Genomic DNA, 13,461 nt, shown 5'->3' on the forward strand with positions numbered 1-13,461 from the left:
TCCGCCCGATGGAACGCGTCGCGTCCCCCACCCTTGCGCTGCGCCGCTACGACGCGTCGGAAGCGTCGGACCTGCACGACTTCCACCAGGTCGTGCTCGGCGTGGACGGCGCGATGGTGATGGCGGTGGACGGCGTCGGCCAGCGCATCGACCGGCATGCCGCGTGGCTGATTCCGGCCGGCTCGCGCCACGATTACGCGGGCCTCGGCGACAACCGCCAGCTCGTGCTCGACCTGCCCGCGTCGTCGCTCGCGGTGCCGCAGCGGCTGTTCGACGGCGCGCGCGCCGTGTCGATCGATCCGGGCCTGACGGCGCTGGTCGCGCGGGTCGCGGCCGCCGCCGAACAGCTCGACGCGCCGGCCGGCGACGCGCAGTGCGCGGCCGCGCATCGTTTCCAATGGCAGGCCGCCGCGCAGCTGTGCGGCGCGCTGCTGGGCGACGGCGGCCTCGCAGCGGCAGCGCCCGCGGCGGGCCTCGATTTCGCGCGCATCGACCAGTGGCTGCGCGCGCGGCTCGCCGAGCCGCTGCGCATCGCCGATCTGGCCACGCATTGCGGCTACGGAATGCGCCGGTTTCATCAGCTGTTCGTCGACGCGTTCGGCGAAACTCCGCACCGCTACCTGCAACGGCTGCGTCTCGACGCGGCGGTCATCCTGCTCGCCGACGGCCGGCACCCGCTCGCGGACATCGCCGGGCAGGTCGGCTTCGCCGACCAGAGCGCGTTCACGCACGCGTTCACGAAACGGTTCGGCGTCGCGCCGGGCCGCTGGCGCGGCGATCGTCATTGAGCGGCTGATTCGCGCGTTCGCGTAGCGCGGAGACTGCCGAAGCATCGCCCCCCCGCCCCCGACGACAGATCGACACTTCACGCCATCGTGAAACGTCGTCCGCCCGTGCGCCCTACGATAGACGCATGGATGCCCTGACCCCTCCCCCCACGTTCCCGCCCGCGCTCGCGCGCATCGTCGCGACCGTCAGCGCCGGCTTCGTCGTCACGCAGCTCGACGTGACGATCGTGAACATCGCGCTCGCGCATCTCGCCGGCGATCTGCATCTGTCCGTCGCCGGCCTGCAATGGGTCGTCGATGCGTATACGCTCGCGTTCGCGGTGCTGATGCTGTCAGGCGGCGCGCTCGGCGACCGCTTCGGCGCACGGCGCATGTATGTCGCCGGCCTCGCGCTGTTCGCGATGGCGTCGCTCGCGTGCGGCGCCGCCACCCGACCCGCGATGCTGATCGCCGCCCGCGCGCTGCAGGGCGTCGGCGCCGCGGCGATGCTGCCCAATTCGCTCGCGCTGCTCAACGACGCGAGCCGCCACGATCCGCGGCTGCGCGCGCGCGCCGTCGGATGGTGGACCGCCGCCGGCGCGATCTCGATCGCCGCGGGCCCGGTGGTCGGCGGCCTGCTGATCGCCGCCTGGGGCTGGCGCGGCATCTTCCTCGTCAATCTGCCGCTGTGCGCGGCCGGGCTCGCGGCGACGCTCGCGTGGGTGCCGGCGAAACGGCAAGCGGCGGCGCTCCCGAACCGCACGCGCGCGCTCGACCTGCGCGGCCAGGCGCTCGCGATCCTGATGCTGACCGCGCTGACCGGCGCCGTGATCGAATGGCGGCCGCTCGGCTTCGCGCATCCGGTCGTGGCCGGCGGCTTTGCGCTGGCGGCACTCGCCGCGCTCGCCTTCGTCGCGGCCGAAGCGCACGCCACCGCGCCGATGCTGCCGCTGTCGCTGTTTCGCCGCCGCACGTTCAGCGCGGCCGTGCTGTTCGGGATCTGCGTGAACTTCACGTATTACGGCACCGTCTTCGTGCTCGCGCTGTACCTGCAGCGCGTGCGCGGCGAATCGCCGTTGCAGGCCGGCCTCGCGTTCCTGCCGCTGACGGGCGGCTTCCTGCTGTCGAACCTCGCAAGCGGCCGGGCGGTCGCGCATCACGGCCCGCGCCTGCCGATGCTCGCGGGCGCGCTGGTCGCCGCGCTCGGCTATGGCGCGCTGCACTTCGTCGATGCGTCGACGCCGCTGGCCGCGCTGCTCGTGCCGTTTCTGCTGATTCCGGCCGGCATGGGCTTCGCGGTGCCCGCGATGACGACGGCCGTGCTCGCGTCGGTCGAGCCCGAACGCGCGGGCATCGCATCGGCCGTGCTGAACACCGCACGGCAGGCCGGCGGCGCGATGGGCGTCGCGGCGTTCGGCGCGCTCGCCGGCGGCGGCGCGCCGCACGTCGTGGACGGGCTGAGAGCCGCGGTCGCCGTATCGGCCGCGCTGCTGATCGTGGCCGCGCTGCTGGCCACGATCGTCCGGCCGGACGCGCATGGCGTGTCGCGCGCCGGCCGCGCGGTGCGGGCCGTCGATTGACGGCGCGATGTCACGCTTCGCCGGGATCCTTCTGAACCAGGTGTCGCCACGGAAAAACGTCGCGCTTGAAGTGACTCACGTATCCGCCGTGCGCGGCCTGGATCACCATGAATTGCAGCCGGGGATGCAGCGCCTGCAGCGCTTCGAGCTCGGCAAGACCGAGACAGGTGTTTCGCAGGCGCAACGTATGGAGGGCCTGCCCCGCCCGGCTTCTCAACAGGCGCTCGTATGCGTCGAACGACGTCACGCTGCCGGGGTCCCGCTCGCGCTTCCATGTCGTCTGCAGTTCCGTCGACTCGGTGAAGTCGAGGACGTGAAGCCCCGGCAGGCTCTCGCTGTCGCTGTCGGCAAGATGGCCGATGAAGTTCTGCGTGCTATGCCCGCCGCCGATGCGCAGCGTCGCGAGATGGGGCAGGTGAACGTCGAAGAAACCGGCATCGGGCGCGTTGGGCACCGTCAATTCGGTGAGAAACGGCGTCTTCGCGACGAAGCGGGCAATGTCGCCGCCCTCGTCCATGACGCGGCCGGCGCGAACGATCATCGACACGTTGTGGTCGGCCGGTTCGGTCGGCCTGATGGACAGCGCGCGCAGCAGCGGAAACCGCGCGTCGCGCGCCAGCAGCGGCCCGAAATCCCACTCGCGCGTGCCGTTGGCGCCTTCGTCGGGACCGTCGAAGACCAGCTCGGTCACGACGTCGGCCACCGCCTGTTCGGCGACGCATTGCAGCGTCCACGCGAAAGACTCGTCCCACGGGTCGCCGAAATATTCGACATGCAGTCCGGCGCGCATCGGCGCGACGACGACATAGTTGAAATCGGACAGCCATAACGGGTGAGCCGGGTCCGCGTGATCACGCCCGTATTCGTCGTTCACGCGTCGGCAATGGTCGTAGATGCGGCGTTGCAGGTCGAGCAGGCGCTCGTAGCCGGTGGAGTGCAGCGGATTGGGCATGGGGACGCCGTTCAGGTCAGCCGGGACCGCGCCAGTCTATCCGACGACGATGTCATCAGACCTGGCCGTCGCCGCCGATCTTCCTGACGACCGTCTCCGCCGCCTTCAGCGGCCTGCCGTCGTCGTGACGCAGCGCCAGTTTGCGGATCGCGCGGCCGGTCTTGCGGTCGACCAGCACCGAATGCGGCTCGCCGCGCCCGAACAGGTTCGCTTCGCCCCACTGGCGCAGCATCACGATCACCGGAAACAGCCCCTCGCCCTTCTTCGTCAGCGCGTACTCCTGGTACGCCGTGCCGTCCGACGCCGGCACGACCTCGAACACGCCGGCCTCCACCAGCATCCTGAGCCGGTCCGACAGGATGTTGCTCGCCACGCCGAGGCTCGCACGGAAATCGCCGAAGCGTCGCACGCCGTCGAATGCGTCGCGCACGATCAGGAGCGCCCACCGGTCGCCGACGATGTCGGTCGCCCGCGCCACCGGGCACGGCGAATCCGCGAGACTTTTCTGTTTGGCCATCCGTTCCTCCGCTCACACGTCAACAAGTTGCATTTTAAAACTTCTTTTCCTACACTCACACCAGTTTCAATTTGCAACTACTTTGCGTGAGGAGCAACGATGGATACTTCCGTGACTTCAGCGACGGCCCGTCGCGCGCCCGACGCCGACGCCGCGGGCAACCGCCTGTCGACCGCGCGCGTCGCGCTGCTCGCCGTCTGCTGCGCGGCGAGCGTCGCGAATGTCTACTATGCGCAGCCGCTGCTCGATTCGATCGCGCGCGACTTCGCGATACCGCATGCCGAAGTCGGCGGCGTCATCACCGCGACGCAGCTCGGCTGCGCGCTCGCGCTGCTGTTCGTCGTCCCGCTCGGCGACCTGCTGAACCGCAAGCGGCTGCTCGCCGTGCAGCTGGTGCTGCTGACGGCCGCGTGCATCGGCGTCGCCGCGTCGTCGTCCCGCGTCGGGCTGCTGGCCGGCATGGCCGGCGTCGGGCTGCTCGGCACCGCGATGACCCAGGGCCTGATCGCCTGCTCGGCGGCGCTCGCGGGCGACGGCGAGCGCGGGCGCGTGGTCGGCGCCGCGCAGGGCGGCGTCGTGATCGGGCTCTTGATCGCGCGCTCGCTGGCCGGCTTCGTGACCGATCTCGCCGGCTGGCGCGCCGTCTATCTCGCGTCGGCGGCGATCGCGATCGTGATGCTGGGGGTGCTGTCGCGGCTGCTGCCCGACGCGCGCGCGCCGCGCGAGCGCATCGGCTATGCGGCATTGCTGGCATCGATGGGATTCTTGCTGCGCCGCGACCGCGTGCTGCAGGTGCGCGGCATGCTCGCGCTGCTGATGTTCGCGGCCTTCAGCATCTTCTGGAGCGCGCTGGTGTTGCCGCTCAGCGCGCCGCCGCATGCGATGTCGCATACGGGCATCGGCGCGTTCGGCCTCGTCGGCGCGCTGGGCGCGGTGGCCGCCGCGCGCACGGGACGGCTCGCCGATCGTGGCCTCGGCCAGGCGACGACCGGCGCGGCGCTGGTGCTGCTCGTCGTGTCGTGGCTGCCGCTCGCGTTCACGACGTCGTCGCTTCCGTTGCTGATCGTCGGCATCGTCCTGCTCGACATCGGCGGGCAGGCGATTCACGTCGTCAACCAGAGCATGATCCTCGGCGCGCGCCCGGACGCGCACGCGCGCCTCGTCGGCTGCTACATGCTGTTCTACTCGGTCGGCAGCGGACTCGGCGCGATCGCGTCGACGCTGGTGTATGCACGCGCCGGGTGGGCCGGCGTGTGCGTGCTCGGCGCGGCGGTCAGCGTCGCCGCGCTCGCGTTCTGGGCGGCGACGCTGAAACGCGCGCACTGACGACGAACGCAGCGGCGCTCAACCGGCCTCAACCGGCCTGGATCGCCTCGTCGTAGACGCCGGCGACGCGCCGCGCGATCACCGCGTTGTCGAAGTGATCGCGCGCATAGCGCTTGCACGCGCCTTCGTCCGGCAGCACGATCGCGCCCGACAGCGCCGCGCCGAGACCTTCCGCGATCGCATCCGCGCCGGTCGACGGCAGCACCAGATCGTCGGACAGCCCGGCGACCGCCTCCGGCAGCCCGCCGACCGGCGTGACCAGCACCGGCGTGCCGGACGCGAGCGATTCGACGGTGATCAGCCCGAAGCCTTCGAGCGCGACCGTCGGCACGACGCTGACCGTCGCCGCGCGATACAGCGCCGCGAGATGATGGTCGGGCACGAAGCCGAGCAGCTTCACGTTGTCCTGCAGCCCCGCCGCGTCGATCCGCTGCTGCAGCTCCTCGGCGAGCTTGCCCTTGCCGGCGATCAGCAGCAGCACGTCCGGATGGCGGCGCTTGACGAGGCCGATCGCGTCGATCAGGTCCTCGAGCCCCATGCGCCGCACGAGCCGCCGCACCGCGAGCACGATCGGCCGGTCCTGCGGCAACTGCAGCTTGTGCCGCGCCTCCGCGGGCGCGAGCGGCGTGTCGAACTGCGCGGTGTCGACGCAGCCCGGAATCACGCGCACGCGCTCCGGATCGATGTCGTAGCGGCTCGTCAGGATCTGGCCGAACGCCTGCGACAGCACGATCAGCCGCGACGAGCGCGCATACACGGCGTGCTCGAGATAGCGCTTCGCGCGCTGCCCGAGCGACGCGGCGCCCTCGACCTGGCTCTCGTCGGCCCACGGCCCCTGGAAATGCGACACCTGCGGAATCCCGCGCGTGACGTCGAGGCCGGGGAACGTATACAGCGCGAAATGCGACGAAATCACATCGGGCCGCTCGGTGCGGATCACCTCGCGCAGCGCGCGGCGCGCGGCCAGCATCCGGCGCGCGAGCGGCTGCTCGGCCGGGCCGAAGCCGCGGATCGCGCCGCCGGTGTCGTTCGCGACCTGCTCGGAGCCCGCGACGAGCCCGCGCACCGCGACGCCCGCGCCGGGCAGCGCGCCGACGAGCGAGTAGTACATCCGGTCGAGGCCGCCCGCACGTTCGGGAAACCAGTGCATGCCGATCTGCAGCGATTTGATCGGCCGGGTGGAATGAGGCATCACGATTGCTCCTGCGTGACTGCAGGCTCGACACGCCCGAGGGCGGTCGGCTGCGAGGGTTGGCCGATGCGCTGATAAAGCGCGACATACTGGGCGCCCATGTGCGCCCAGCCGAAACGGGACATCAGGTCGCGCGCCGCCGCGCCCATCGCGCGGCACGCGTCGCGCGACGCCGCGAGCGTGCCGACCGCCTGCGCGAGCGCGGCCGGATCGTCGGGATCGTCGAGCACGATCCCGCACTCGCGCGTGATGATCTCGGCGCCGCCCGCGGTGCGCGCGGTGACGACCGGCAGGCCGGCCGCCATCGCCTCGAGCAGCGACAGGCTCATCGCCTCGTAGCGCGACGGAAACACGTACGCGTCGACCGAGCGCATCAGCGTCGGCATGTTCTTGACGAGCCCGAGGAAATGCACGCGCCTGTCGAGCCCGAGCGCGCGCGCCTCGGCCGGATACGGGCTGCCGGGCAGGTAGCCCGCGACCGCGAGATGCACGTTCTCCGGCAGCTTCGTCAGCGCCTTCAGCACGGTGCCGAGGTTCTTGCGCGGCGTGCGCAGGTCGCCGACGAACAGCAGCAGGAACGCGTCGGCCGGCAGTTCGAACGCCGCGCGGTCGGGCTGCGCGTCCGCGAACGCGCCGGCGTCGACGCCGTTGTAGATCACGCTGATCTTGCCGCCGTCGATGCCGAGCCCGCGGATCTCGTCGGCGACCTTCTGCGACACCGCGGTGATCGCTCGCGAGCGCCGGTACGCCCAGCGTTCGAGCGCAGTGTTCACGCGCGTGTAGACGTACTGGTAGGCGGACCACAGGCCCTTGGTCAGCCCGAACGGATAATACGGACTCTTGAACCAGCCGCCGTGCACGAAGTGCGCGGTGTTCACGTCGGCCCTGATCCACGAGATGAAGCCGTTCACGTGCAGCACGTCGTATTCGCCGCGATGCGCGCGCAGCCACCACGCGCTCTTCAGCGCGAACACCTGCTGCTTGACGAGGTTCGACGGCCAGAAGCGCCCGACCTTCACGGGCGCCCAGCGCACCCGGTGGTTCGCGAGCAGCTCGGGCGCGACGTGCGACGCGACGAGCGTCACCTCGTAGTCCTCGGCCAGCGCCGCGCGGGCGATCTCGTAGTTGACGCGGCCCTGCCCGTCGTTATGACGCACGACATGCGTGACGATCGCGATTCTCAATGGTCGGCTCCCGTTAAGGTCGCGGCGGATAGCTGGCGCCGGGCCTTCTGCCAGTGCGCCGCGGAAAGAATCGAAAAAATGGCGGTGAACAGCAGCAGCCCTCCAGTGCCGATCAGCGAGTTCGTGAACACGAGCATCGCGAAGACCGACAGGCACAGGCTCAGGCAGGCGCCGACGAACTTGTCCTTGCGCAGCCTGAAGGCCGCGCGCAGCGTGCGGCCGAGCAGCAGCACGAACCCCGCGAGATACAGCAGCGTGCCGGGCCAGCCGAGCACGAACGGCACGTTCATCACGCCGCTGTCGAAGCTGCCGTACTTGCCGAGCTCGCCGCTGTCGCTCGACAGCTTGGTCGATGCGCCGGTCGCGCCCATTCCTTCGCCGGCGACGTCGGTAAACGCCGTCTCCGCGAAGCTCGCATAGAACTTGTTGCGGTCGTCGTAGCTGCGGTCGTCCTTCAGGTTCGTGATCGACTGCAGGCGCGCGCCGAGACGGTCGGCGACCGGCCCGACGGTCAGCAGCGGCACGCACAGCCCGGCCAGCACGAGCCCGCTGACGATGATCCGCATCCGCACGCGGTTGCTCGACTGCACGAGCTGGATCGCGAGCGCGATCACCCAGCCGCCCCACGTCGAGCGCACGAGACACAGCGCGAACGAGATGAAGCCCATCGCCCCCGCCACCCAGCGGATCTTCTGCGGCGCGGCGAGCACGAACACGAGCGCGCCCATCATCGCGAACGCGAACGGCCCGGACGAGTTCATCGTGCTGAACACCCGCACGCCGTACGGCACGGGCTCGCCCTGCGAGCCCATCTGCGAGCCGACCATCCACAGCACGTCCCACTGCGGCATCAGGAAGTACTGCACGACGCCGTACGCGCCCATCACGAGCATGCCCCACATGAAGGTGGACAGCAGCACGTCGCGATACTCGGGATAGTCGCGCGCGTTGACCATGATGTGAAAGCCGATCAGCAGCGGGTACACCCAGTTCGCGAGGTCGTAGGTCGCGGCCATCACGCCGCTCGATACGACGCCGACGAGGTACGCGTACGTGAGCCCGAACAGGATCAGCAGCACCGGTATCCCGCGCCGCTGCGCGAGCACGCGGTAATGGCGCAGCAGCCCGAGGCCGGCGATCATCGTCACCGCGAGCGGCGCGACCTGGATCAGGCTCGTCGGCGTGAACGCGCCCTTCGACCAGTCGGCGAGACGCCGCACCTCGGGGCTCAGGAACCACACCCACCACATGAAGCCGACGTAGCGCGCCGGACTCTTGAAATACAGCCACAGGCCCACCGCGATCGACAGCACCGGGAACGCGAGCGTCAGCACCGAGCCCTGGTGCGCGGCGATCAGCACGGCCGTAAAGGTCCACAGCCCGGCCTGCCCGGCCCAGTGCTTCGGCTCGGCAAACCGGCGGCGCGTGCGGGACGGTTCAGCGGCGGCGATCGACGTACTCATCGCACCCGTGCTCATCGCGACGACGACGGACGGGAATCCGCGAGCGGCAGCGCCATGCCGGCCGCCGCCGGCGTGCGGCGCTGGCGCAGCAGGTCGCGCGTGATCCGCACGTGCTGCGCGGCGAACGCCTGCGTCGTCAGGTCACGCTCGCGCAGCCGCGCCGCCGCGGCCTGCGCGGTCGCGAGCGCGCGGGCCGGGTCCGCCGCGAAGCCATCGGCCGCCTGGCGCATCGCCTGCGCGTCGAACGGCGGCACGTAGGCGGCCGTGTCGTGCGGGAAGTAGTCGGCGAGCCCGCCGACGTCGGACACGATCATCGGCTTGCCGAGCGCGGCCGTCTCGAGCATCACCGTGATGCCCGACGCATGGAAGTTCGGCCGCAGCGGCACGACGATCACGTCGGCCCACGCATACAGCTCGTGCTGCTTCGCGAGCCCGGACGCCGAGCCGATCTTCACGTTCGGCGCGCGCCATTCGCGCGGCACGCGCCGGCGCGTCGCGAGCCGCACGTCGTAGCGGTCGTCGCCGCCGAACGCGGCGAGGAAGGTGCGCCAGTCGCGATCGCGGTCGTTGCCGATCGCCGCGATGCGCAGCGGCCGGTTCGGCGTCCACTGCCGCGGCTCGCCGATCGGGAAATCCTGCGTGTTGAGCCCGTAATGGACGAACAGCGCGTCGCGCCGCAGGTAGCGGCGGCACAGCTCGGCGTTGTCGCGCGCGAGCGTCGTCAGCACGTCGGCGCGCGCGAGCAGCTTGCGATACAGCCAGCGGCGCAGGCGGCCGTAGCCGCTCCACTTGTCGTACAGCCACACGCTCTGCGCGAGCAGCAGCGGACGCTTGCCCCGCTCGCCCGCCAGCTTCAGGATCAGCGACGCGGCGAGGTGCTCCTGCTCCGTGTGCGTCCAGATCACGTCGGTGCCGATCAGCGCGGCGCGGTTGCGCCACGCATGCACGACGTCGAAGCCGAGCGCCGCCTTCAGCGCGCGGCGCGCGATGCCGACAACGCGGTTCTCGCGCGCGTCCCGCGAATAGGTCAGCGTGAATTCGTCCGATTCGGCGTGGTGATAGCCGTACAGGCAGCCGATGTCATCGCCTTTGCGGTACGTGCGCGGATCGGCGCCGTAAAACAGATGGACGTGCACTTTCGTCGCAGTCATGCGAGCCCTCCAGGTTTGGCCGCGCTTGATGCGCGCAGCCCGTTCAAGACGTCACCGTCGGCATCGCCGCACGGTGGGAGGCCAGGGCCGCGCGGCGGGCGTCGCGCGCGCCGCGCCGCACCGCGCGCCAGTGGTCGCGCACGCGGTCGCGCTGCGCGGTATGCAGCGACAGCAGCAGGTGCGCGAGCCCCGGATAGACGCGGGTGCCGACCAGCATCCACCACCACCACGCGATCTCGCGCCGGATCGGCGGCAGATGCTCGCGCAGCGTCAGATGCAGGTTGTACGCGCCGTTGCTGATCGCGTTCAGCGACGCGGCATCGCGCCGGTCGTCGTCGAAGCGCTCGGCCGGAAAGTGATCGACCGCGATCGCCGGGTCGTAGACGAGGGTCCAGCCGTCGCGCTGCACGCGCATGCTGAACGCCATGTCGTTGTGCACCTGCGCGCCCGCGCCGCGCAGCCGCGTATCGAAGCGCAGCCGCTCGATCGCCGCGCGCCGGAAGCTCATGTTCGCGCCCTTCAGCGTGTCGACCTCGCGCATGCCGCCGACGCCGAGATGATGATTGCCGATGATCTTGCCGGACAGCGTGAGCTGGCCGACGAGCTCGCGCGATTCGTCGAGCAGGCGGCCTTTCTCGTGCACCCAGTCGCGCCCGCCGACGGCGCCGACGCGCGGATCGGCGACGAACGCCGCTTCGATGCGCGCGAGCCAGTCGGGATGCGGCGCGGCATCGTCGTCGGTGATCGCGACGATGTCGCCGCGCACCGAGTCGAGGCCCTTGTTCAACGCGGCGACCTGCCCCGGCACGTCGACCGGCACGACGCGCAGCGGCAGCGTGCCGCCGACCGCCGGGTCGGCGAGGCGCTCGTGCGTCGCGTCGTCTTCCGGGCGCGCGACGACGATCACCTCGTCGGGCATCCGCGCCTGGCGCTGCAGCGCATGCAGGCAGCGCGCGAGATCGGCCGGACGCCGGTAGGTCGGAACGAGCACGGAAATTTTCATCGTCGAGTCTCCATCCGGTCAGGCGCTCAGGTATTCGTGCACGGCCGCATAGCCGCGGCCGTAGCCGCGCGCCTTCGGCGGCACGCCATTGAAGATGCCGCCCTGCAGGTCGACGCCCGCGGTGCGCAGCCGCTTGATCGCATCGCCGATCTCGCCTTCGGTATGCATGCCCGAGCGCAGCACGAGGAACGTCGAGCCCGCCATGCGGCCGAAGATCGTCGCGTCGGTCACGGCCAGCACCGGCGGCGAATCGACCAGCACCACGTCGTAGCGCTTGCCGAGGCCTTCGAGGTACTGCGGCAGGCGCGACGACATCAGCAGCTCCGACGGGTTCGGCGGACGCGTGCCGGCCGGGATGAACGACAGGCCCGGCACCGGCGTCTCGCGGATCGCGTCCTCGAGCGCCGACTGGTCGCTCAGCAGCTCGGACAGGCCGGGCTGCTGCGTGAGGCCGAAGTAGCGGTCGAGCAGGCCGCGGCGCATGTCGGCGTCGACCAGCAGCACGCGCTTGCCGGAGTGCGCGAGCAGCACCGCGAGGTTGACCGCGAGGAAGCTCTTGCCGATGCCCGGCGTCGGGCCGGTCAGCACGATCACGCGGTTCTTCGCGTCCATCAGCGCGAACTGCATCGCGGTGCGCAGGCTGCGCAGGCTCTCGACGCTCGGGTCCTTCGGACGCAGGCTCGCGAGGATCGCCCGCGCGCGGCTGCCGCTCTTCTCGGCCTGCGCGTCGAGCCGCGCCTGCTCGGCGCTTTCCGGCACGAGCCCGTACAGCGGCAGGTTGAACATGCGCTCGACGCGGTCCGGATCCTCGATGCCCTGGAACATGTTGCGACGCAGGAACACGATGCCCGTCCCGAGAATCAGCCCGAGGAACACCGCGGCCGACAGGATCAGCACTTTCTTCGGCTTGACCGGAGCGCCCGGACGCAGCGCCGAGTCGATCAGGTGGATGTTGCCGCCCGTCCCCGCCTTCTGCACCGACAGTTCCTGCACGCGGTTCAGCAGCAGCACATAGATGTCCTCGGCAACCTTCGCGTCGCGCTGCAGCTGGACCGCCTTCACCTCGGTCGCCGGCAGGCTGCGGAAGCGGTTCGAGAACTTGTCCTTCTCGGCCTGCAGCTGGCCGAGCTGCTGCTTCGCGGCGATCACCATCGGATGCGAATCGGTGAAGCGCTGCGCGAGCGACGCGAGCTGCAGGCGCTGCGCGGCGATCTGCTGCTCGTACTGCACGCTGCCCTCGAGGTAGACCTTCGCCTCGTCGCTCGCGTTGATCGAGCCGGACGTGCGCTGGTACTGGGTCAGCGCGGCCTCGGCGCGCTCGAGGTCCGCCTTCAGGCGGGGCTCCTCGCCCTTCAGGAAGTCGAGCATCTTGGTCGCCTCGGCCTGCTTCGCGACCACGTGCTGGTTCAGGTACGACTGCGCGAGCGCATTGGCGATCGCCGCTGTCTGCTCCGGATCCTTGCCTTCGAGCGAGATCTGCACGACGCCGGTCTGCTTGCCCTGCTCGGTCACCTGGATGCCGGTCTGGAACCCGGTGATCGCGTCGAGGTCGTTGTACCGGACCACCGTGAACTGCGTGCCCGGGCGCGCGACCAGCTTCGACACCATCAGCGTCACGCCGCCGCCCTGCTCGGCTTCGCCGACGCGGCCCGAGAGAATCCGGCCGCCGTTCTCGTCGGCGAGCGTGTAGCTGCCGTTCGGCCCCGCGGTCAGCGTCAGCTTCCTGCCTTCGAGCGCCGGCACGACGTTGACCGTGTCGATGTCGGCGAGCTCGCCGCCCCACGCGTACGACTTCAGGCCGAGCCACGGCTTGGCCGGCTCGCCCGGCGTCGCGAAGCGCGCGGCCAGGCTGCCGAGCACGGGGATCGTCTTCGGCATCACCGAGAAGTTCAGCTTGAACTGCTCGACGACCGGCGCGACGACGCCGCGGCTCTTGATGATCTCGATTTCCGCGTCGGTCGGCGCCTGCTGCGGGCCGCTGTTGATGACGGCGCCCGTCTGCGTCTGCGTGAGCGCCTGCGACGTGTTGTCGTTGCCTTCGACCCGCACGTGCACGTCGGCCTGGTACACCGGCTTCGCGATGAAGCAGTAGAGGCCGGCGAGCGCGACGACGGTCACCGCGATGCCGAGCAGCGTCCAGAAATCGTCGAAGATCACCTGGATCAGCTGACCGAGCACGACATCTTCTTCCTCGGTCTTCGCGGCCAGGCCCGCGTAGGGTTGTTTCGCTTGCGTGTTCACCATACGTTCCCGCTTGAGTTGGGCCGGGACGGTTGCGCCGCCCCGGTGGCGGGCCGCCGCCGGAAGATCGCTCCCGGCGGGCGCC

The 13,461-nt window shown here is 70.5% G+C and carries 11 protein-coding genes; 3 read left to right on the forward strand and 8 right to left on the reverse strand.

The features are described 5' to 3' along the window. Positions 1 to 8 precede the first annotated feature (8 nt). Together ACFIMZ_RS30525 and ACFIMZ_RS30530 are read left to right on the forward strand one after the other, a co-directional pair. Positions 9 to 788, forward strand: coding sequence for a helix-turn-helix domain-containing protein (locus tag ACFIMZ_RS30525; protein WP_431823170.1), 780 nt, complete (start codon positions 9 to 11; stop codon positions 786 to 788). A gap of 125 nt (positions 789 to 913) precedes the next feature. Continuing rightward, a complete protein-coding gene (locus tag ACFIMZ_RS30530; RefSeq protein WP_431823171.1) occupies positions 914 to 2,347 on the forward strand; it encodes an MFS transporter in 1,434 nt (477 codons plus the stop codon). Positions 2,348 to 2,357: 10 nt separating this feature from the next. Here the strand turns inward: ACFIMZ_RS30530 and ACFIMZ_RS30535 are convergent, their stop codons facing one another. Continuing rightward, on the reverse strand, positions 2,358 to 3,299 hold the full coding sequence (locus ACFIMZ_RS30535; protein WP_431823172.1) for a hypothetical protein: 942 nt from the start codon (positions 3,297 to 3,299) through the stop codon (positions 2,358 to 2,360). A gap of 55 nt (positions 3,300 to 3,354) precedes the next feature. Continuing rightward, on the reverse strand, positions 3,355 to 3,816 hold the full coding sequence (locus tag ACFIMZ_RS30540; protein WP_431823173.1) for a winged helix-turn-helix transcriptional regulator: 462 nt from the start codon (positions 3,814 to 3,816) through the stop codon (positions 3,355 to 3,357). Positions 3,817 to 3,915: 99 nt separating this feature from the next. On the opposite strand from ACFIMZ_RS30540, the gene ACFIMZ_RS30545 reads away from it, so the two are divergent. After that, positions 3,916 to 5,142, forward strand: a complete 1,227-nt coding sequence (locus ACFIMZ_RS30545) for an MFS transporter (RefSeq protein WP_431823174.1) — start codon at positions 3,916 to 3,918, stop codon at positions 5,140 to 5,142. Between the two features lie 28 nt (positions 5,143 to 5,170). Here the strand turns inward: ACFIMZ_RS30545 and ACFIMZ_RS30550 are convergent, their stop codons facing one another. Genes ACFIMZ_RS30550 through ACFIMZ_RS30575 form a run of 6 tightly spaced genes read right to left on the reverse strand, consistent with a single transcriptional unit; the run spans position 5,171 to position 13,379 of the window. Continuing rightward, the gene (locus tag ACFIMZ_RS30550; protein ID WP_431823175.1) at positions 5,171 to 6,334 is read right to left on the reverse strand and encodes a glycosyltransferase family 4 protein; all 1,164 of its coding nucleotides are present in this window, start codon (positions 6,332 to 6,334) and stop codon (positions 5,171 to 5,173) included. After that, the gene (locus ACFIMZ_RS30555) at positions 6,334 to 7,518 is read right to left on the reverse strand and encodes a glycosyltransferase family 4 protein (protein ID WP_431823176.1); all 1,185 of its coding nucleotides are present in this window, start codon (positions 7,516 to 7,518) and stop codon (positions 6,334 to 6,336) included. The genes ACFIMZ_RS30550 and ACFIMZ_RS30555 overlap by 1 nt, the downstream gene beginning before the upstream one ends. After that, the gene (locus ACFIMZ_RS30560; RefSeq protein WP_431823177.1) at positions 7,515 to 8,981 is read right to left on the reverse strand and encodes an O-antigen ligase family protein; all 1,467 of its coding nucleotides are present in this window, start codon (positions 8,979 to 8,981) and stop codon (positions 7,515 to 7,517) included. The genes ACFIMZ_RS30555 and ACFIMZ_RS30560 overlap by 4 nt, the downstream gene beginning before the upstream one ends. A gap of 11 nt (positions 8,982 to 8,992) precedes the next feature. Next, entirely contained in the window at positions 8,993 to 10,132 is a 1,140-nt protein-coding gene (locus tag ACFIMZ_RS30565; RefSeq protein ID WP_431823178.1) for a glycosyltransferase, read from the reverse strand. Between the two features lie 43 nt (positions 10,133 to 10,175). Continuing rightward, positions 10,176 to 11,135 carry a glycosyltransferase family 2 protein gene (locus ACFIMZ_RS30570; protein ID WP_431823179.1) on the reverse strand — a complete coding sequence of 320 codons (960 nt, stop codon included), beginning with the start codon at positions 11,133 to 11,135 and terminating at the stop codon, positions 10,176 to 10,178. A gap of 18 nt (positions 11,136 to 11,153) precedes the next feature. Further along, positions 11,154 to 13,379: a polysaccharide biosynthesis tyrosine autokinase gene (locus ACFIMZ_RS30575; protein ID WP_431823180.1), complete on the reverse strand. Its 2,226-nt coding sequence runs from the start codon at positions 13,377 to 13,379 to the stop codon at positions 11,154 to 11,156. Positions 13,380 to 13,461 lie beyond the last annotated feature (82 nt).

Source organism: Burkholderia sp. F1, assembly GCF_050813845.1.
GTDB lineage: Bacteria > Pseudomonadota > Gammaproteobacteria > Burkholderiales > Burkholderiaceae > Burkholderia > Burkholderia ubonensis.